At 62.6% G+C, this 20680-nt stretch carries 19 protein-coding genes; 5 read left to right on the forward strand and 14 right to left on the reverse strand.

Features of this window, described 5'->3' with window-relative positions; translation table 11 throughout:
• Positions 1-51: 51 nt before the first annotated feature.
• Positions 52-1173, reverse strand: a complete 1122-nt coding sequence (locus tag WF331_RS01430) for a beta-ketoacyl-ACP synthase III (RefSeq protein WP_016498433.1) — start codon at positions 1171-1173, stop codon at positions 52-54.
• 175 nt (positions 1174-1348) lie between these two features.
• Entirely contained in the window at positions 1349-5254 is a 3906-nt protein-coding gene (gene hrpA, locus WF331_RS01435) for an ATP-dependent RNA helicase HrpA (RefSeq protein WP_016498432.1), read from the reverse strand.
• A 570-nt stretch (positions 5255-5824) separates the two neighbouring features.
• On the opposite strand from hrpA, the gene WF331_RS01440 reads away from it, so the two are divergent.
• Positions 5825-7189, forward strand: coding sequence for a glutamine synthetase family protein (locus WF331_RS01440; protein WP_284359800.1), 1365 nt, complete (start codon positions 5825-5827; stop codon positions 7187-7189).
• 24 nt (positions 7190-7213) lie between these two features.
• Positions 7214-8521 (forward strand): NAD(P)/FAD-dependent oxidoreductase, encoded by a 1308-nt coding sequence (locus tag WF331_RS01445; protein ID WP_340622587.1) that lies wholly within the window; start codon positions 7214-7216, stop codon positions 8519-8521.
• 158 nt (positions 8522-8679) lie between these two features.
• Here WF331_RS01445 and fadD1 read toward each other — a convergent pair whose 3' ends face one another.
• Complete coding sequence (gene fadD1 / locus WF331_RS01450) at positions 8680-10377, reverse strand: long-chain-fatty-acid--CoA ligase FadD1 (RefSeq protein ID WP_340622588.1); 1698 nt, start codon at positions 10375-10377, stop codon at positions 8680-8682.
• Positions 10378-10736: 359 nt separating this feature from the next.
• Complete coding sequence (gene fadD2 / locus WF331_RS01455) at positions 10737-12425, reverse strand: long-chain-fatty-acid--CoA ligase FadD2 (RefSeq protein WP_049276580.1); 1689 nt, start codon at positions 12423-12425, stop codon at positions 10737-10739.
• 218 nt (positions 12426-12643) lie between these two features.
• Between fadD2 and WF331_RS01460 the strand changes: the two genes are divergently transcribed.
• On the forward strand, positions 12644-13588 hold the full coding sequence (locus WF331_RS01460; protein WP_016498426.1) for an alpha/beta hydrolase: 945 nt from the start codon (positions 12644-12646) through the stop codon (positions 13586-13588).
• Between the two features lie 34 nt (positions 13589-13622).
• The gene (locus WF331_RS01465; RefSeq protein ID WP_049276578.1) at positions 13623-14093 is read left to right on the forward strand and encodes a MaoC family dehydratase; all 471 of its coding nucleotides are present in this window, start codon (positions 13623-13625) and stop codon (positions 14091-14093) included.
• 126 nt (positions 14094-14219) lie between these two features.
• On the opposite strand, the gene WF331_RS01470 is transcribed toward WF331_RS01465, so the two are convergent.
• The 7 genes from WF331_RS01470 to WF331_RS01500 form a co-directional block, all read right to left on the reverse strand.
• Entirely contained in the window at positions 14220-15458 is a 1239-nt protein-coding gene (locus WF331_RS01470; protein ID WP_284396566.1) for an RNA polymerase sigma factor, read from the reverse strand.
• The gene (locus WF331_RS01475; RefSeq protein WP_016498424.1) at positions 15458-15943 is read right to left on the reverse strand and encodes an SRPBCC family protein; all 486 of its coding nucleotides are present in this window, start codon (positions 15941-15943) and stop codon (positions 15458-15460) included. The genes WF331_RS01470 and WF331_RS01475 overlap by 1 nt, the downstream gene beginning before the upstream one ends.
• 21 nt (positions 15944-15964) lie before the next feature.
• Entirely contained in the window at positions 15965-16309 is a 345-nt protein-coding gene (locus WF331_RS01480; protein WP_016498423.1) for a YciI family protein, read from the reverse strand.
• A 44-nt stretch (positions 16310-16353) separates the two neighbouring features.
• A complete protein-coding gene (locus WF331_RS01485) occupies positions 16354-16779 on the reverse strand; it encodes a YybH family protein (RefSeq protein ID WP_016498422.1) in 426 nt (141 codons plus the stop codon).
• 155 nt (positions 16780-16934) lie between these two features.
• A complete protein-coding gene (locus WF331_RS01490; protein ID WP_016498421.1) occupies positions 16935-17267 on the reverse strand; it encodes a type II toxin-antitoxin system HicB family antitoxin in 333 nt (110 codons plus the stop codon).
• Positions 17264-17518 (reverse strand): type II toxin-antitoxin system HicA family toxin, encoded by a 255-nt coding sequence (locus tag WF331_RS01495; protein WP_080889178.1) that lies wholly within the window; start codon positions 17516-17518, stop codon positions 17264-17266. The genes WF331_RS01490 and WF331_RS01495 overlap by 4 nt, the downstream gene beginning before the upstream one ends.
• Before the next feature lie 136 nt (positions 17519-17654).
• A complete protein-coding gene (locus WF331_RS01500) occupies positions 17655-17912 on the reverse strand; it encodes a DUF2790 domain-containing protein (protein ID WP_041167635.1) in 258 nt (85 codons plus the stop codon).
• 357 nt (positions 17913-18269) lie between these two features.
• Between WF331_RS01500 and WF331_RS01505 the strand changes: the two genes are divergently transcribed.
• Positions 18270-18638, forward strand: a complete 369-nt coding sequence (locus WF331_RS01505; RefSeq protein ID WP_016498419.1) for a GNAT family N-acetyltransferase — start codon at positions 18270-18272, stop codon at positions 18636-18638.
• Here WF331_RS01505 and def read toward each other — a convergent pair.
• The 3 genes from def to WF331_RS01520 form a co-directional block, all read right to left on the reverse strand.
• Entirely contained in the window at positions 18593-19129 is a 537-nt protein-coding gene (gene def, locus WF331_RS01510) for a peptide deformylase (protein ID WP_284359820.1), read from the reverse strand. The genes WF331_RS01505 and def overlap by 46 nt on opposite strands.
• Positions 19126-20085 (reverse strand): YihY/virulence factor BrkB family protein, encoded by a 960-nt coding sequence (locus WF331_RS01515; protein WP_016498417.1) that lies wholly within the window; start codon positions 20083-20085, stop codon positions 19126-19128. The genes def and WF331_RS01515 overlap by 4 nt, the downstream gene beginning before the upstream one ends.
• Positions 20086-20278: 193 nt before the next feature.
• Positions 20279-20458, reverse strand: coding sequence for a CsbD family protein (locus WF331_RS01520; RefSeq protein WP_016498416.1), 180 nt, complete (start codon positions 20456-20458; stop codon positions 20279-20281).
• Between the last annotated feature and the right edge of the window lie 222 nt (positions 20459-20680).

The raw sequence follows: 20680 nt of genomic DNA on the forward strand, positions 1-20680 counted from the left end.
CCTGTGGGAGCGGGCAAGCCCGCGAAAGGGCCGTAACAAGCGCCTCAGAAATCAGCGCTTGCGCAAGATCACACTACCTATCGAATACCCCGCACCAAATGAGCTCAACACGCCCAGCGAGCCCTTGGCCAGGTCATCCTGATAAAGGTGGAAGGCAATCACCGACCCCGCCGAACTGGTGTTGGCATAACGGTCGAGAATCACCGGTGCATCTTCCTCGGCCACTTCACGCCCCAGAAGCTTCTTGACGATCAGGTGGTTCATGCTGAGGTTCGCCTGGTGCAGCCAGAAGCGCTTCACATCGCTCGGTTGCAGGCCGTTTTCCTGCAGGTGCTCACCGATCAGCTCGGCCACTTTCGGGCACACCTCGCGGAACACCTTGCGGCCTTCCTGGATGAACAGTTTGTCTGCCGCACCCTCACCCTCTTCCGCTGCACGGTTGAGGAAGCCGAAGTTGTTGCGGATGTTGTTGGAAAACTCGGTCCACAACTTGCTGCTGACGATGTCGAACTGATGCGCCGAGGTGGCCTGGTCGGCACGCTCGATCAGCACCGCCGTGGCGGCATCACCGAAAATGAAGTGGCTGTCACGGTCACGGAAGTTCAGGTGGCCAGTGCACACCTCCGGGTTGACCATCAGTACCGCGCGCGCCTGGCCCAGGGCCACGCTGTTGGCGGCGGTCTGGATGCCGAAGGTGGCCGACGAGCAGGCCACGTTCATGTCGAAGGCAAAGCCCTGGATGCCCAGCGCCTGTTGTACTTCGATAGCAATGGCCGGGTATGGGCGCTGCAAGTTGGAGCAGGCGACGATCACCCCGTCGACATCGGCAGCCGTGCGGCCGGCGCGCTCCAGGGCCTGGCGAGCGGCGGCCACGGCCATTTCGCAGAGCACCGACGGTTCGTCGTTGGAACGCTCTGGCAGGCGTGGTTTCATGCGCTGCGGGTCGAGTATGCCGGCCTTGTCCATGACGAAGCGGCTCTTGATGCCCGAGGCCTTTTCGATGAATGCCGCGTCGGACACCGGCGCCGCTTCGACTTCACCGCGCTCGATGGCGGCGGCGTTGTCCTGGTTGAACTGCTGCGACCAGGCGTTGAAAGAGGCCACCAGTTCTTCGTTGGAAATGCTCTGGGCCGGGGTGTACAGGCCGGTGCCGCTGATCACGACGTTATGCACGGTCGTTCCTCTGGTCAAAGGCCATCGCCACGGGGCGCTGGCTGGAAATATGGCAGGTTAATGGCACTTTAGTGCCAACTCAGGGGTGTACGCTCACCCCTGTGGGAGCGGGCGTGCCCGCGAAGGGCCGCAAAGCGGCCCCAAATTGCACCAATATTGCCACAACTGTAGAAGTTTAGCCTTCCACCTGACTCCACTGTTTGCTCAGTCGCTTGTCGGAAATCGGCACCTTGGTCCCCAACTGCTGGGCAAACAACGACACCCGATATTCCTCCAGCCACCAACGGTACAAAGCCAGTTGCTCATCACGCTTGCCCTCTTGGGCATGCTTGTCGGCACGGGCCTTGTACTGCGCCCACAGGTTGGCCAGTTCGCCGGACCAGACCCGGTCCTTCTGCACTTGCGAACCCAGCTTTTCCAGGCGCAGTTCCACCGCCTTGAGGTAGCGTGGCAGCTCCTTGAACCACGCCGCGGGCGTTTCGCGCACAAAGCCCGGGTACACCAGGTTGCTTAGCTGCTGCTTGATGTCGTTCAGCGCCACCGCCTGGCTCAGGTCGATCTTGCCCTTGAAGCGCTTCTGCAGGCCATGCCAGAGCTTAAGCACCTCCAACGTCAGCCGCGCCAGGCGCTCGGCATGCTCGGCCCAGCTGCCGCGCTTGCGTTCAGCCAGCCCGGCCAGGGCCGCGCCATCACGAGGCAGTGGTTGTTCTCCCTCGAGAATGCAGCTGTCCAGGCTGGCCAGCAGAATGTCTTCGACCAGCGCCTCGACCCGGCCCATGTCACGGTACAGCAGGCCCAGTTCGGTCAGCCCCGGCAGCTTGCCGCGCAGGAACTTGGCCGGCTCGGCCAGTTGCTGCAGCAACAGCCGTTGCAACGCGCGACGGTGCTGGAACTCGGCTTCGGCCTGGGTCGAGAAGCGCCCTTCGCGCACGGTGCCGTTGTCTTCGACCAGCGCCGGGTACACGGTCATCGACAGGCCGGCAATCTTCTGCTGGGCGGTCTGTTTCACCTCGCTGAAGGCTTTGGCCTGTACCGGCTGTTCGCTTTTGGCATCACGCGGCACAGCCAGCGCTGCCTGGCTGGCAGCGGCAAAGCGTGCGGTCAGCTCGGCCAGGTCGCGGCCTTCGCCAAGGAACTTGCCTTGGCCATCGACCACTTCGATGTTCATCCGCAGGTGGCCTTCGACCAGTTTGACCGATTCTTCCCAGGCCTCATCGGACACCCGCGCACCGGTCATGCGTAACAGCTCCTGGCCCAGGGCCTGCGGCAGCGCCCCTTGGCCGAACGTCATGCGCGCCAGCGAGGCCTTGACGAAGTCCGGCACCGGCACGAAGTTCTTGCGCAGGGCCTTTGGCAAGTTGCGCACCAGCGCCACGCACTTGGCTTCAAGCAGGCCCGGCACCAGCCATTCCAGGCGTTCACCGGGCAGGCTTGGCAACAGCGGTGCCGGCACCCGCACAGTCACGCCGTCACGCGGGTGGCCGGGCTCGAAATGGTAGCTCAGCGGCAGGCGCAGCTCGCCCACTTGCATGCTGTCGGGGTACTGCGCTGCGGTCACCTCGCTGGCCTCGCGGGCCAGCACGTCCTCCTCGCGCATGATCAGCAGGTTGGCGTCCTTCTGGCTGCCCATGCGGTACCAGCTGTCGAAGGTCGCGGTCTGGTGTATTTCCGCCGGCAGGCGCGCTTCGTAGAAGGCGTACAGCGTTTCTTCGTCGGCCAGGATGTCGCGCCGGCGGGCCTTGGCCTCCAGCTCGTCAAGCTCCTCAAGCAGGCGTTTGTTGGCAGTCAGGCACTTGGCTCGCGACTGGATTTCGCCCCCCACCAGGCCTTCGCGGATAAACAGCTCGCGCGAAGTAACCGGGTCGATCGGGCCGTAGTGCACCGGGCGGCGGCCGACCAGTATCAGGCCGTACAGGGTGATCTGCTCATAGGCCACCACCTGCCCGCGCTTCTTCTCCCAGTGCGGTTCAAAGTGGTTCTTCTTGACCAGGTGGCCGGCCAGCGGCTCGATCCAGTCCGGCTCGATCTTGGCCACCATGCGCGCATACAGCTTGGTGGTCTCGACCAGTTCGGCGGCCATTACCCACTGCGGGCGCTTGCGCCCCAGGCCCGACGACGGGTGTACCCAGAAGCGCCGTTGGCGGGCACCCTGGTAGTCGCCCTCTTCGGTCTTCTGGCCGATCTGGCTCAGCAGGCCACTGAGGATGGCCTTGTGCATCTTCAGGTAGTCGGACGGTTCCTTGTTCACCGTCAACTGCAGCTCACGGCAGATCAGTGCCAGCTGGCGGTGGGCATCGCGCCATTCACGCAGGCGCAGGTAATTCAGGAAGTTCTTGCGGCACCAGTTGCGCAGCGGGTTGGCCGTCAGCGCCTGGCGCTGCTCTTCAAAACCACGCCACAGGTTGACCAGCGCGGCGAAGTCGGAGTCCACGTCCTTCCACTGTGCGTGGGCCTGGTCGGCGGCCTGCTGGCGCTCCGGCGGGCGTTCGCGCGGGTCCTGGACCGACAGCGCACTGGTGACGATCAGCACTTCCTGCAAGCTGCCCAGGCGTGCGCCTTCTAGCAGCATGCGGCCCAGCCGTGGGTCCACCGGCAGGCGCGCCAGCTGGCGGCCGATCGGGGTCAGCTGGTTCTCGCGGTTGACCGCCGACAGCTCTTGCAACAGGTTGAAGCCATCGCTGATGGCCTTGCCATCCGGCGGCTCGATGAACGGGAAGGCATCGATCGCGCCCAGGCGCAGGTGCAGCATCTGCAGGATTACCGCCGCCAGGTTGGTGCGCAGGATCTCAGGGTCGGTGAACGCGGGCCGGCTGTTGAAATCTTCTTCGCTGTACAGGCGTACGCAGATGCCGGGCTCGACCCGGCCGCAACGGCCTTTGCGCTGGTTGGCACTGGCTTGGGACACCGCCTCGATGGGCAGGCGCTGTACCTTGGCGCGGTAGCTGTAGCGGCTGATGCGCGCGGTACCGGTGTCGATCACGTAGCGGATGCCAGGCACGGTCAGCGAGGTTTCGGCAACGTTGGTGGCCAGCACCACGCGGCGCCCGGTGTGCGGTTGGAAGATGCGCTGCTGCTCGGCCGGCGACAGGCGCGCGTACAACGGCAAAATCTCGGTGTGGCGCAGCTGCGCCTTGCGCAGGATCTCGGCGGCATCGCGGATTTCCCGCTCGCCCGGCAAAAAGATCAGCACATCGCCCGGGCCCTTGCCCTCACTGCGCTCATGGTGCGCCAGCTCATCCAGGGTGGCGAGGATGGCCTGGTCGACGGTGAGGTCGTCTTCGATCTGGTTGCCTTCCTCGTCCTGCTCGCTGGTCAGCGGGCGGTACCAGGTTTCTACCGGGAAGGTGCGCCCGGACACCTCGATGATTGGCGCGTTATCGAAGTGCCTGGAGAAGCGCTCCAGGTCGATGGTCGCCGAGGTGATGATCAGCTTCAGGTCCGGCCGACGATGCAGCAGGGTCTTCAGGTAGCCGAGCAGGAAGTCGATGTTCAGGCTGCGCTCGTGGGCTTCGTCGACAATGATGGTGTCGTAGCGCTCCAGCAGGCGGTCGTGCTGGGTTTCGGCCAGCAGGATGCCGTCGGTCATCAGCTTGACCAGGGTGTTGGAATCGCTCTGGTCTTCGAAACGCACCTGGTAGCCGACCAGCCCGCCCAGCGGCGTACCCAGCTCCTCGGCAACCCGCGCCGCCACGCTGCGCGCGGCGATCCGGCGCGGCTGGGTGTGGGCGATCAGGCCATGGCTGCCACGGCCCAGCTCCAGGCAGATTTTCGGCAGCTGGGTGGTCTTGCCCGACCCGGTTTCGCCGGCGATCACCAGCACCTGGTTTTCGGCCAGGGCCTTCTTGATTTCATCACGCTTGGCGGCGATCGGCAGGTTGTCGTCGTAGCGCACGGTCGGCACGCTCTGCTGGCGCGCGGTGACCTGGGCGCAAGACGCCTGGACCTTTTCCACCCACTGCGCCAGCTTCGCCTCGTCGGGGCGCTTGCGCAGTTCGTGCAGTTGCCGGCGCAGACGATGGCGGTCGGCGATCATGGCGTGGTCGAGGTTTTGCAGCAGTTTGTCGATGGCGTGGTCAGTCATGGGGCTTTTTAGTGATGCAGGTGAGCCTGCTTTTTCATGATCGGCATTCGAAGGATGCGCGATTGTCGCAGATTTGGGCCTACTTTGCTGTCCAGGCTGGCACGGTCCCTGTAGGAGCGGCCTTGTGCCGCGATGGGCTGCGGCAGCAGCCCCAGGATTTGCGCCCCAGCACACATTGCCGGGGCCGCTTTGCGGCCCATTCGCGGCACAAGGCCGCTCCTACAGGGATCGCGTAGCGGCTGAAAGTTTAGCAAGGGCATATGTAAAGGTTGCCATTCACTGCTTTAATCAACCTTACGCCGCATGTGAGTATCAAAGGCATGACTCCCGTCCAGCCCATCGCCCCACCGTCGTCCCGCCCTTCGCTACCGAAGGCCCGGAGCCGTGCCGGGGAAAATCCGCTGGTTCACATCATCCTCGCCTTCTGGGCTTTGTGGCACTGCCGCCACGCGCGCCCACCGGACACCACGCTCACGCCATTGTGACCAAACCCGGCCTCCTTCCGGCCGTTTGACTCAACTGGGCCGCCTGCTTGTGCGGTGGCCCTGTGCGCCCGTGAGCGAATCAATCATGCACTTTGCACCCGTAGAGCAGGCTTCCCGTTTCCTGGCCGATAACCCCGATATCGAGCTGTTCGAGCTCTTTATCCTCGACGCCAACGGCGTACCGCGCGGCAAGCTGTTGCACCGCGAGGAACTGCTGGCCGTTTACCAGACCGGCCGGCCGCTGCCCAGCACCATCCTCGGCCTGACCCTGAACGGTGACGACGTAGAAAACTCGGGCCTGGTGTGGGACGTGGGCGACATCGACTGCCGCGCCTACCCGCTTGAAGGCAGCCTGGTGCGCTTGCCCTGGCGCCGGGTGCCAACCGCTGCCGTGCAGGTCAGCATGCACCCGAGCGAAGGCCTGCCGGCCAGCATCGCCGACCCGCGTCATGTGCTGCTGCGCACCATCGAAGCGCTGAAAGCCGACGGCTACCACCCGGTAATGGCCTGCGAGCTGGAATTCTTCCTGCTCGACCAGCACCGCGATGCCCAAGGCCGCCCGCAACCGGCGCTGGACAACGACGGTGGCCGCCCGCGCGCCACTCAGGTCTATGGCCTGCGTGAACTGGAGCAGATCGAACCGTTTCTCGCCGACCTGTACGCCGCCTGCAAGGCCCAAGGCATTCCGGCGCGTACCGCCATTTCGGAATACGCCCCAGGCCAGGTGGAAATCACCCTGGAGCACGGCGATGCGCTGCAGGCGATGGACCAGGCCGTGCGCTACAAGCGCCTGGTGAAAGGCGTGGCCCATGCCCACGGCATGCAAGCCTGCTTCATGGCCAAGCCGTTTGCCCACCTGGCCGGTACCGGCATGCACATGCACCTGAGCCTGGCCGACAGTGCAGGCAACAACCTGTTCGCCAGTGAAGACAAAGCCGGCACCCCGCTGCTGCGCCAGGCTGTGGCCGGCATGCTGCGCCACCTGCGCGACTCGCTGCTGCTGTTCTGCCCCAACGCCAACTCGTTCCGCCGCTTCCAGGCCAACAGCTATGCGCCGCTGGCGCCGACCTGGGGCGTGGACAACCGCACCGTGAGCCTGCGTGTGCCAGGCGGCCCGGCCAACAGCCGGCATGTGGAACACCGCATTTGCGGCGCCGATGCCAACCCCTACCTGGCCGCAGCGGCAATTCTCGCCGCCAGCCACCGGGGCATCCGCGAACAGCTGGACCCGGGCGCACCGGTGGAAGGCAACGGCTATGCCCAGGCCACCGAACACCTGCCCACCGACTGGCTGACTGCCCTCGATGCCCTGCAACATTCCCATTGGGCCCGCGAAGCATTGGGCGAAGACTTCCTTGGCGTGTACCTGAAGGTCAAACGCGCCGAGTACCGCCAGTTCATGGCCGAAGTCAGCGAGCAGGACTGGCGCTGGTACCTGCACCAGGCCTGAGCCCCTACATAACAAGGAACACCCATGAACGCAGCATTGAACAAAGGCCCGGCGCAACGTGCGCCGTCCTACTACAGCGCCACCCTCAACGACCACACCGAGTACCCGCAACTCAAGGGCACGGTGCAGGTGGACGTGGCCATCATCGGTGGCGGCTTTACCGGCGTCGCCACGGCGGTGGAGCTGGCCGAGCGTGGTCTGAAGGTGGCCATCGTCGAAACCAACCGTATCGGCTGGGGCGCCAGCGGGCGCAATGGCGGCCAGGTCACCGGCAGCCTGTCGGGCGACGAGGCCATGCGCACGCAGATGCGTAGCCACCTTGGCGCCGAAGTCGACGATTTCATCTGGCACCTGCGCTGGCGCGGGCACCAGGTGATCGAACAGCGCGTGGCGCGCTATGGCATCGACTGCGACCTCAAGCACGGCCACCTGCATGCGGCGATGAAGCCCTCGCACATGAACGAGCTGCGCGCATTCGAGGCCGAGGCCCAGCGCCGGGGCATGGGCGAGCAGGTGCAATTGCTCGACCGCGCTGCAGTGGCCGAGCACCTGCAGAGCCCGCTGTACCTGGGCGCGTTGAAGAACCTGCGCAACCTGCACCTGCACCCGCTCAACCTGTGCCTGGGTGAGGCCCGCGCTGCCCACAGCCTGGGTGCATTGATCTTCGAAAACTCCGAGGTGCTGGACATCGTCCACGGCCCGCGCCCGGCGGTGGTTACCGCCCATGGCCGGGTCGAGGCTCGCCAGGTGATGCTGGCCGGCGATGTGTACCACAAACTGGAAAAGCGCCAGCTCAAGGGCAAGATATTCCCGGCCATGGGCGGCATCGTCACCACCGCGCCGCTGGGTGAGCTGGCCGAGCAGATCAATCCGAAGGACCTGGCGGTGTACGACTGCCGCTTCGTGCTCGACTATTACCGCCTGACCGCCGACAAGCGCCTGCTGTTCGGGGGCGGCGCCAACTACTCGGGGAAGGATTCACGCGACATCGAAGGCGAACTGCGCCCGTGCATCGAACGCACCTTCCCGGCCCTCAAAGGCGTGCCCATCGAGTTCCAGTGGAGCTGCGCCATGGGGATCGTGGTCAACCGGATCCCGCAGCTGGGCAAGCTGTCGGACAACGTATGGTACTGCCAGGGTTATTCAGGGCACGGCATTGCCACCAGCCACATCATGGGCGAGATCATGGCCGAAGCGTTGACCGGGACACTGGAGAAGTTCGACACCTTTGCCCAGTGCAAGCATGTGCGGGTGCCGATGGGGGATTTGCTGGGCAACCCGCTGCTGGCGGCGGGGATGTGGTACTACCAGATGCTGGAAAAACTGCGCTGAGCCCGAAAGCGGTGCAACCTCTGTAGGAGCGGCCTTGTGCCGCGAAAGGGCCGCAAAGCGGCCCCAGGGTCTCAGCCGGAATGCTGAAATTGCTGGGGCCGCTTCGCGGCCCTTTCGCAGCACAAGGCTGCTCCTACAGGGACCGCGCTGGCGGGGCGTCAGGCGATCTTCTTCAAGCCTTGCTTCTTGAGCTCTTCATCGCGCAGCGCGCGGCGCAGGATCTTGCCCACGTTGGTGGTCGGCAGCGAATCGCGGAACTCGATCAGGCGCGGTACCTTGTAGCCGGTAACGTTGGCACGCATGTGCTCCATCACTTGCTCCTTGGTCACGGTCATGCCCGGCTTGACCACGATGAACACCTTGATCACTTCACCCGACTTCTCGTCGGGCACACCAATGGCTGCGCACTGCAGCACACCCGGCAAGGCCGCCAACACGTCTTCCAGCTCATTGGGGTACACGTTGAAGCCCGACACCAGGATCATGTCCTTCTTGCGGTCTACGATGCGCATGTAACCGTCGGCCTGGATCAGGGCGATATCGCCGGTCTTCAACCAGCCTTCGCTGTCGAGGATCTCGGCGGTGGCGTCTTCGCGCTGCCAGTAGCCCTTCATCACCTGCGGGCCCTTGACGCACAACTCGCCCACCTCGCCCAGCGGTAGCTCGTTGCCAGCGTCGTCGATGATCTTGCACAAGGTCGATGGCACCGGAATGCCAATGGTACCCACCTGGTTCGCTTCTGCCGGGTTCACCGCTGCCACCGGGCTGGTTTCGGTCATACCGTACCCTTCGCATATGGCGCAGCCGGTAACGGCCTTCCAGCGCTCGGCCACGCTCAATTGCAGGGCCATGCCGCCCGACAGGGTGATTTTCAACGACGAGAAGTCCAGCGCACGGAACGCCTCGTTGTTGCACAGGGCAACGAACAGGGTGTTGAGGCCGACAAAGCCGCTGAACTTCCACTTGCCCAGCTCCTTGACCATGGCCGGCAGGTCACGCGGGTTGCTGATAAGCACGTTGTGGTTGCCGATCAGCATCATGGCCATGCAATGGAAGGTGAAGGCGTAGATGTGGTACAGCGGCAGCGGGGTGATGAGGATTTCGCAGCCTTCATGCAGGTTCGACCCCATCAGTGCACGGCACTGCAGCATGTTGGCCACCAGGTTGCGGTGGGTCAGCATGGCGCCCTTGGCCACGCCGGTGGTGCCACCAGTGTACTGCAGCACGGCCACGTCGTTGGCCTGCGGGTTGGCCTCGGTCACCGGCTGGCCCTTGCCCAGGGCCAGGGCGTCGTTGAAGCGCACGGCCTGCGGCAGGCTGTAGGCCGGCACCATCTTCTTCACGTACTTGATCACGCTATTGATCAGCAGGCGTTTAAGCGGCGGCAGCAGGTCGGCCACTTCGGTGACGATGACGTGCCTGACCTGAGTCTTGGGTACCACCTTCTCGGCCAGGTGGGCCATGTTCGCCAGGCACACCAAGGCCTTGGCGCCGGAGTCGTTGAACTGGTGTTCCATCTCCCGCGCGGTATACAGCGGGTTGGTGTTGACCACGATCAACCCGGCACGCATGGCACCGAAGACCGCGACCGGGTATTGCATGACGTTGGGCAGTTGCACGGCAATGCGGTCACCGGGCTTGAGGTCGGTATGCTGCTGCAGCCAGGCGGCAAACGCCCCCGACAGCGCATACAGCTCGCCATAAGTGATAGTCTTGCCCAGGTTGCTAAAGGCCGGTTTGTCGGCAAAGCGTTGGCAGGATTGCTTGAGTACTGCCTGGATATTGGGGAATTCGTCAGGATTGATTTCCGCCGTAATCCCGGCTGGGTACTTATCCTTCCAAAAATTTTCGATCATGGAAGCCCACTCCTTCAGCAACAGCGAAGTTCGATTGGCGCGTCGATGCGCTTATTATTGATATGAGACGGCGGTTCGTTGCAAACCGGATCGTCTGAAAGCGGGCCGAGAGTAACAGCTTTGCCTGGGGTCGCCTAGAGGCCAAAACAGGCCTTGCAGTCACAAAAATGACTCAATGAACAATACAGGTCATTTTTAGAGTTTTTAACCAAAATGTCGCAGATCAGGCTGAAACAGGCCTGTTAGACCACCTTCAAGGCATTCGCGGGTGAACCCGCTGCCACAGGGGACCGCACAAAGCTTGGAGGCTGTGCAGTACCTGTGGGAGCGGGTTCACCCGCGAAACAGCCAACATAGACTCAAGCTATGTCCCGCAACTCCCGCCGCAGGATCTTGCCCACCGGCGTCATCGGCAACGAATCACGCAGCACGATGTGCTTGGGTACCTTGTAGCCGGTGAAGTTGGCTTTGCAGTAGGCCTTGAGCTCATCCACGCTCACCCCGCCCTCGCGCGGCACCACAAACAGCTTCACCGCCTCGCCTGAGCGCTCGTCCGGCACGCCGATGGCTGCACAGTTGGCAACCTTGGGGTGGCCCATCACCACGTCCTCGATCTCGTTGGGGTACACGTTGAAGCCCGAGACGATAATCATGTCCTTCTTGCGGTCGACGATGCGGGTGAAACCGTCCGGGTCGATCACCGCGATATCCCCGGTCTTGAACCAGCCGTCCGCATCCAGCGCTTGAGCAGTGGCCTCAGGCTGCTGCCAGTAACCCTTCATCACCTGCGGGCCCTTGATGCACAACTCGCCCCGCTCGCCCAGCGGCAATTCGTTGCCGTCATCGTCGATAACCTTGAACGCGGTACCCGCCACCGGGATGCCCACGGTGCCCAGGCGCGCCAGTTGGCCATAGGGGTTGGTGCTGGCCACCGGCGAGGTTTCTGTCAGGCCGTAGCCTTCGACAATGCGGCACCCGGTAAGGGCCTCCCAGCGTTCGGCAGTGGCCTTGACCAGCGCCGTGCCGCCGGAGTTGGTGACTTTCAGCGCCGAGAAATCCAGCTGGCGGAAACCGGGGTGGTCCATCAGCGCGACAAACAGGGTGTTCAGCCCCAACAGCGCCGAGAAACGCCACTTGCCCAGCTCCTTGATGAAGCCGGGGATGTCACGTGGGTTGGTGATCAGGACGTTGTGGTTGCCGGTGACCATCATGCACATGCAGTTCGCGGTGAAGGCATAGATGTGGTACAGCGGCAGCGGCGCGATCATCACCTCCTGGCCGTCCTTGAGCAGCTTCTGCCCGTCGGGGCCGTGCTGCGAGAAGCAGGCGAGCACCTGCAACATGTTGGCCACCAGGTTGCCGTGGGTGAGCATGGCGCCCTTGGCCAGGCCAGTGGTGCCGCCGGTGTACTGCAGCACGGCAATGTCGTCCAGGCTCAACGGCACCGGTTTGGGCGACTGCTCGCGGCCCTGGCGCAGCACCTGTTTGAACGATATCGCCTGGGGCAACTGGTAGGCTGGCACCATCTTCTTCAGCTTGTCGACCACCGTGTTGATCAGCCAGCCCTTGGCGGCGGGCAACAGGTCGCCCATCTTCGCCTCGATCAGGTACTCGATGCCAGTATCGGGCAGCACCTCCTGCACACGCTTGCCGAACATGTTCAGGTACACCAGCGCACGTGCGCCACTGTCCTTGAACTGGTGGCGCATTTCGCGCTCGGTGTACAGCGGGTTGGTGTTGACCACGATCAAGCCGGCGCGCATGGCACCAAAGACGGCGATCGGGTATTGCAGCACGTTGGGCATCTGCACCGCGATGCGGTCGCCCGGCTTGAGGTCGGTGTGCTGCTGCAACCAGGCAGCAAAAGCTGCCGAATGTCGCTCCAGCTCTGCGTAGGTCAGGGTCACGCCCAGGTTGCTGAACGCCGGGCGGTCGGCAAAGCGCTTGCAGGAGCGCTCGAACACCTCGACGACCGAGGTGTAGGCATTGATGTCGATGGTGGAAGGCACGCCCGCCGGGCGCTTGTCATTCCAGAAGTCGGCTTGCATTTATTATTGTTCCTCTGCCTGGACCTGCACTGCGTCCTTTAGTCCTTTACCTGATCGCCTGCAGGCGAAAAGGCGTTGATCCGACGTTAGCAGGTAAGCCCAAGGCGGCATATACGCCAAGTGCCGCCATTAACATTGTGAATCTTATTTGTGCCCTTCCTGCAATCCGGCCGGTTGTGCATACACTGTTCGGGTACCCGCGCGCACAAGGACCCGCCATGCCCCACGACGCCTTCTGGCTACCCGCCAGCGAGCACTGCAGCCTGCACGTGCACCAATGGCTGCCGGCCACACCGGTAAAGGCCGTGGTGCTGCTGGCCCATGGCATGGCCGAGCATGCCGGGCGCTACCTGCGCCTGGGCCATGCCCTGAGCGAGGCGGGCTTTGCCCTGTTCGCTGCCGACCAACGCGGCCACGGGCGCACCGCCGAGCTGGGCAGCCTCGGCCTGTTCGCCCGCCATCATGGCTGGAATGCCGTAGTCAACGACCTTGGGCTGCTGGCCCAGCACATCGGCCAGCAGTACCCGGGCACACCGTTGTTTCTGTTCGGCCACAGCATGGGCAGCTACATCGCCCAGGCTTACCTGCTGCACCACAGCGCCAGCCTTCACGGGGCGATTCTCAGTGGCTCCAACTACCAACCGGCGGCGCTGTATCGCGTGGCGCGGCTGATTGCCAGGCTGGAGGCCTGGCGCCAGGGGCCGCAGGGCAAGAGTGCGCTGATCGAATGGTTGTCGTTCGGTTCGTTCAACAAAGCGTTCAAGCCCAACCGCACGGCGTTCGACTGGCTTAGCCGCGACCCAGCCGAGGTCGACCTGTACGTCAGCGACCCGTTGTGCGGCTTTCGCTGCAGCAACCAGCTGTGGCTCGACCTGCTGCAAGGCTTGGCGCAAATCAGCCAGCCGGGTAACCTCGCGCAGATCGATCCGAACCTGCCCATGCTGGTAATCGGTGGTGAATGTGATCCGGTCAGTGCCGGCAAGCGTCTCACCCATCTGGCCGACGCTCTGCGCGCGACCGGCAATCGACATGTACAGCTGCGCGTCTATCCTGAGGCGCGGCACGAAGTACTCAACGAAACCAACCGTGACGAGGTCACCGCCGATATTCTCGGCTGGCTTGAACAGGCGCTGGCCCTTGGCCGCCCTGTGCGCAGTGAATGATAGCCGCCCTCGCCCAACGCTTAAGGAAGCACCGATGTCCCAGGTCACCAACACGCCTTACGAAGCCCTCGAAGTTGGCCAGACGGCCGAGTACAAGAAGTCCGTTGAAGAACGCGACATCCAGCTGTTTGCTGCGATGTCCGGTGACCACAACCCGGTTCACCTGGATGCCGAGTTTGCCGCCAAGAGCATGTTCCGCGAGCGTATTGCCCATGGCATGTTCAGCGGCGCGCTGATCAGTGCTGCAGTGGCCTGCACCCTGCCTGGCCCTGGCACCATCTACCTGGGCCAGCAGATGAGCTTTCAGAAGCCGGTGAAAATTGGCGACACCCTGACCGTGCGCCTGGAGATTCTCGAGAAGCTGCCCAAGTTCAAGGTGCGCATCGCCACCAATGTGTACAACCAGAACAATGAGCTGGTGGTGCAGGGTGAGGCCGAGATCCTGGCGCCGCGCAAGCAGCAGACAGTCGAGCTGGTGTCGCCGCCGAATTTCGTGGCTAGCTGAAAACCGAATTAGCCAGTTCCGGCCCTGTCGCCGGCAAGCCAGCTCCCACAGGATCACCACAGGCCTGAACATTGTGGTGATCCTGTGGGAGCTGGCTTGCCGGCGATAGGGCCGGTACCGCCACCCTCATTCAAGCGCCTGTAACCGCTGTTCGATATGCCGCCGCTCCGGCGCCTGCCGGGTCAGCGCCAGCGCCTGCCGCCACGCCGCACGCGCCTCCTCCAACTGCCCCAGCTGATAATGCAGCTCGGCCCGCGCCGCATGCGCCAGGTGATAGTCCAGCAGCTCACCGCGCGCCAGAATCCCTTCGACCTCCCGCAAGCCAGCCGCCGGCCCATCCCGCTTCGCCAGCGCCACCGCCCGGTTCAGCTCCACCACCGCTGAAGGCCAATGCCGCTGCAACACGTCATACAGCCCGACGATTTCCACCCAGTCCGTCTCTTCTGCCGTTGCCGCTTCAGCGTGTACCGCGGCAATCGCCGCCTGCACCGTATAGGCCCCGAATGCCCGGCTTTGCAGGGCCTGGCGCACCAGCTCGCAGCCCTCGTCAATGCGTTGCCGGTCCCACAGGCTGCGGTCCTGCTGTTCCAGCACCACCAGGTTGCCGTGGGCATCGGTTCGCGCCTGCTGCCGGGACGCCTGCAGCAGCATCAAGGCCAGCAGGCCGATCGCCTCCGCATCAGGCAACAATTGCACCAGCAGCCGCGCCAGGCGAATGGCTTCATCGCTCAGTTCCTGCTGCAGCAGTGACTCGCCCGAGGACGCCGAATAGCCTTCGTTGAATACCAGGTAGATCACCCGCAACACGCTCTCCAGGCGCTCGGGCAGCTCGTTCAGTTCCGGCACCTGATACGGGATGCCAGCGTCGCGGATCTTGGCTTTGGCGCGGACGATGCGCTGGGCGATGGTGGCCGGGCTTTGCAGGAAGGCGCGGGCAATCTGCTCGGTGGTCAGGTCGCAGACTTCGCGCAGGGTCAGCGGCACCTGGGCATCGGCTGACAGCGCCGGGTGGCAGCAGGTGAAGATCAGCCGCAATCGGTCATCCGCCAACAACTCTTCTTCACTGGGGTCGTGTGCCTGGCCGTCGAGCAGCATGCTCAGGTCTGCCTGAGAGCGGTCGAAACGGGCCCGTCGGCGCAGCGCATCGATGGCCTTGAAACGCCCGGTGGAAACCAGCCAGGCCCGTGGGCTATCGGGGATACCATCGCGCTGCCAGCGCTCGACGGCGATGAAGAAGGCATCATGCATGGCCTCCTCTGCCAGGTCGAAATCACCCAGCAGGCGGATCAACGTCGCCAGGATGCGTCGCGAATCCCGCCGGTACACGGCCTCGACTTCGGCACGCACCTGCGCCAGTGCCGTCATCAGTCGGGCATCCGCTGGGTCACCACCTCCACCAGGCGGTCCAGGCTTTCTCCCCAGCCCTGGTAGAAGCCCATTTCCTCATGGGCCCGGCAGTCAGCGGCATTCCAGTGCCAGGCGCGGGCGGTATAGCGGGTTTTGCCCTGCTCCTCGTCAAAGCTGATGACGGCGGTCATGAAGGCCTTGTCCGACGGCACCCAACCGGGGCCAAAGGCATCGGTGAACACCAGCCGGCGCGGCGCGGCAATTTCCAAGAAAACGCCCTGGGTCGGGTATTCACTACCATCCGGCGCCCGCATCAGGGTGCGGAATCCCCCCCCAACCCACAACTGCATCTCGCACTCCGGGGTGGTCATGCCGTGCGGCCCCCACCACTGCATCAGCCACTGGGGTTCGGTCCAGGCGCGAAACACTTTGGCCGGTGGTGCGTCGATCAGCCGGCTGATGGACAACTCGTGGCGTGCTTGCGCGGGGTGTGCAAGGCTCATGCTGATGGTTCTCCGTAGCTGTCAGGGTTGCAGTTCGCGCACCGGTCGCACCTCGACACTGCCGACCCGTGCGGCCGGGATGCCCTTGGCGATGTTCAGCGCTTCGTTCAGGTCGCGGGCTTCCACCAGATAGAAGCCCGCGAGTTGCTCCTTGGTTTCGGCAAACGGGCCGTCGGTCAGGCTCATGTGCCCGTTACGCACCCGAACCGTGGTGGCGGTTTGCACAGGCTTGAGCGCCTCGGCCGCCAGCATTCGCCCCGAGCCATGCACGGCTTCGGCGTAGGCCATGCATTCGGCGTCTTCCGGGCTGTCGGGCAGGCTGTGCAACAGCCCCTCGTCACAATAGACCAGGCACAGGTATTTCATGGTCGCCTCCAGGGCATCGGCAAAGTGCGTTTGGCGATAACGGCTCAGGGCTTGAGATCGAACAGGGCTTTTTGCGTTTCCATGTCGAAAGGCGCCGACCAGTGTTCGTGGATGACCTGCCACTGGTCACCTTTCCGACGATAGCCCACGGTGGCGCGCATGAAGCCGCACTGGCTTTCGTCGTCGCCCGGGCCGCAGCGGTTCAGCCAGTGGGCCAGGGCCAGGTCGCCCGCGGCATGTACGGTGAGTTCGGCCAGTTCGAAGACCATGGGGCCGGTGCACATGCCCATGCACATTTCCCAGTGCGCCGTGTAGGCGGCCTTGCCTTTGAATTGCAGGGCCTGGATGGCATCGAAGGCAACGATGTCATCGGCATAGGGGGCGGTGATATTGGGGATGTCACGATCGCGCACGGCCTGCATCCAGCGTTCGATCAGTTGGCGGATCTCGGTTTCGGCTGCGGTGCTCATCGGGGTGCCTCCGACAGTACGTAAGGTTTTGACACGCAGTGCGGCGTGCCTTCACCTATGGTCGAACGGAGAGCGAAGGAATCGACAGGCCTTGGTAACTATTCTGTTCAGTGACGGCAGGATATTACCTATGCGCTGCGTTAGAGCAGCGTGGCTCAGGCCATCGCGGCTTGTTCAAATACCTCATCAGCCCACTGATTCAGGCTTTTACCGGCAGCACGGGCAGCGACACTCGCCGCAGCATGAACCTCAGGCCGAATTCTCAGCATGACCTTACCCGAAGCAGGCTTCTCCGGAGTAATGCCCTGCTCTGCACAATCGGCCAGGTAATCCTCCAGTGCATCGCGGAACGCTTCATGCAATTCGGGCACCGACCTTGCGTGAAAACTGATGATGTCTCGCATACCGAGCACACGGCCGACGAAAATGTCATCACGCTCGTCGTACTCGATACGAGCGGCGTAGCCTTTGTAGCGCATGCAACTCATGTCCTGACCCCTGCCCGTAATAGAAATTCGCGAGCTTCTTCAATCTGATACCGCTTGGCTTCTTTACCTGGATGAGGCCGGTGACACCTCCAGCAGTGCTCACCAAGCAGCAGCTTGACCCTTGAGCCTTGCCGCTCCTGCACCTGGCCACCGAGATGGAGTATCAATGCCTCAATTTCGGAAAAAGCCAACGACGCCGTGGTCGGCGTTCGGAAAATTGCGTCGAGAATTTTGCGGTATCGAGTGTTCATCGAAAAATGCTATCAAATTAAGATAGCACTTTTTCCTCGATATTCATTCAGGATTTTACATTGCCGAGTTGTAAGACCGCTGATGGCCCTCTAGCCTGGGGAAGCAAGAGGGCCATCAATCTTTGACAAGGCCCGATCAACCCTGCTGACAACCCTCACCCATGGCCCGGTACTGGATGGTGTGCACCTGGCCCTGGTGGTCTTCGTAGGTCATGGTCGCAGGCACCACTTCGCAGACATTGGGGATGGTCGAGAGGTTGATCACCCGTTTGATGTCCAGGTTCATGGTGTAGTCGTACTGCTGGGCCACAGGCTGGCTGGAGACAGGTTGGGCCTCGTCGGCAAGGGCGAACGAGGACAGACCGACCAATGCAAGAATCAGTAATGGTTTCATGTGGGTTTGCCTTTTGAGCATTCAAGCTGATCGATTGACTTCTAATGCCGTCAGTGGCGCGGAGAAGTTGCCATCTACGGTGAAGATGGCACGAAGTACCGATCCCGCTTCGTACTGCCAGGGGGGATGAGTAAAATTTTACTCCCGGTTCGCAATAGTTGAACCCTGAAGTCGGTTATTCACCCTTGCCGTATTTGCAACAATCTGCGTCAAATTGGCCGCAAAATCTCACGCCAGAGCCTTTGGCGAGCTTTCAGGGCAGGACCCGCCATCTCATTAAAAAATATTCACTGCTCGAAACTCTCGGCCACAGAACGCCGGCTGCTGGACCACTTTTACCGCCAACACGGCTCGCGCATGCGGGCTGCGGGCGACGCTGAACTGTGGGTGGCAAGGGCCCCGGGCATCGTTGCAGGCTTGAGCCTGAGTGGGGTGGGTGAAGGCTTTTGGTTGACGGGACTGTTCGTAGACCCGCAGCAGCGTGGCCAAGGCGTGGCCGGGCAATTGATCGAGGCGGCGCTGGAACAGGAAAAGGGACCAACCTGGCTGTTCTGCCACCCGGACCTGGTGCCGTTTTATGCGCGCCTGGGTTTCCACATGGCCGTGCAACTGCCCGAAACCCTGGCCGGTCGCCTACAGCGCTACCAGCGTAGCAAACGCCTGATAGCGCTACAGCGGGGTCAGTCGTCGCTGAGTTCAAGCCCGGGGAACAGCACCTCGGTGTAGCCGAACCTGGCAAAGTCCTGAATACGCGACGGGTACAGCCGGCCGATCAGGTGGTCGCACTCATGCTGCACGACCCGCGCATGAAAGCCGTCGGCAAAGCGGTTGATCGGGCTGCCCTGGGGGTCGACCCCTTCGTAGCAAATATGCTTGAAGCGTGGCACCACACCCCGCAGACCCGGTACCGACAGGCAACCTTCCCAGCCGTCCTCCACTTCAGTGGACATCGGCGTGATGACCGGGTTGATCAAAATGGTCTGCGGCACCGCTTCGGCATCCGGGTAGCGCTCGCTGCGCTCGAAGCCGAAAATCACCAACTGCAGGTCGATACCAATCTGTGGCGCGGCCAGGCCTACGCCGCCCACATGGCGCATGGTTTCGAACATGTCGTCGATCAGTTGCTGCAGTTCGGCAGTACCGAGCATGTGCTCGGGCACTGGCGGGGCGATGCGCAGCAGGCGTTCGTCGCCCATCTTTAAAATGTCACGGATCATCTGGGGTTCGGCTCGGAAGGTTGGTGCTGGCTCGGTTGCGGGTGTTCATGGCCCAGCACGGTGATGGTTTCCGGGGCCTTGTGCCCTTCGAAATCCTTCTCGCCAGGGTTCTTGCCCTCGCTCGACATGTGCTCGATCACCGCATTCATCTCCGCGCCCAGCAGCAACACGGCGGCGGAAATATAGAAATACAGCAACAGCACGATGATTGCACCAATGCTGCCGTACATGGCGTTGTAGTCGGCAAAGGTTTTCACGTAGTAGGCAAAGCCCAGTGACGCCACGATCCACACCACCACCGCCAGCACCGAGCCGGGGGTGATGAAGCGAAACTTCTGTTTTACGTCAGGCATCACGTAGTAGATCAGGGCCACCGCCACCATCAGCAATATGATGATCACCGGCCAGCGCAGAATGGTCCAAAGCGTGACAATGAACTCCTGCATGCCGATCTGGGCGGCGATCCATTCCATCACCTGCGGGCCCAGCACCATCAGCGCTGCGGCCGCCAACAGCATGCCAGCGAGGCCGATGGTGTAGAAAATGGAAAGCGGGATACGCTTCCACACCGGGCGGCCTTCGGGCACATCGTAAGCAGCGTTCATCGCGCTCATCATCAGGCGCACGCCAGCCGACGCGGTCCACAAGGCAATCACGATACCCACCGACAACAGCCCGCCCTTGGACTGCTGCAACTGGTCGATCACCGGGTTGACCTGTTCCAGTGCCTGAGGTGGCAGCACCAGTTCCGATTGCAGACGCAGCCACGAAAAGAAGTCCGGCAAATGCAGGAAACCAATCAGGGCAATGAGGAACAGCAAGAAAGGGAACAGCGAGAACAGCGCCTGGTAAGCCAGCGCGGAGGCGTAGGTGGACATCTCGTCATCAAGAAATTCCTTGACGGTACGAACCAGCACGCGGTGCAAGGGCAGGCCCTGCAGGGCGGAAAAAATCATAGCGTCTCCTTTCGCCGCTCGATCGATTCAACAGACAAGTCTAATAGACCATACCGCTGCTGTGCTGCTCCCGGCCAATGCATCAAAATTGTGTAAGCCTGTATCAGCCTCTTCGCGAGCACGCCCGCTCCCACAGCCAGGTACTTGTGGGAGCGGGCGTGCCCGCGAAGAGGCCGGTTCAGGTTGCCTCAAATCAAGGCTTCTTCACTGCATCCTTTACATCGCCCTTGACCTGCTGCGCCTCGCCTTTCAACTCCTGCGCCTTGCCTTCTGCGCGCAGCTTGTCGTTGTCGGTCACCTTGCCAACACCCTGTTTCACGTTGCCGATTGCTTCGTTGGCCAGACCTTTCGCTTTGTCTTTAGTACCGCTCATGGCAAAACTCCTGCAAATGGAGACACGTGAACCGTGTCGACAGAAGGTGGACCCACTACCCTCGCCGGGAGTTTCAACGGATTTTCCAGTCACAAGCCGAGCGGTAAAACTGCGGGCGAATACCGCACCAAATCCCCTCGGCGCACCTACGCAGCTGGCATCGCTGCCCTAAAATGCCCGCAAACGTCCGCCCAGAGCAGGCTGACACTCGATAAAAACAAT

Origin of the sequence: Pseudomonas sp. YNh (assembly GCF_037993085.1) — a bacterium.
Taxonomy (GTDB): domain Bacteria; phylum Pseudomonadota; class Gammaproteobacteria; order Pseudomonadales; family Pseudomonadaceae; genus Aquipseudomonas; species Aquipseudomonas putida.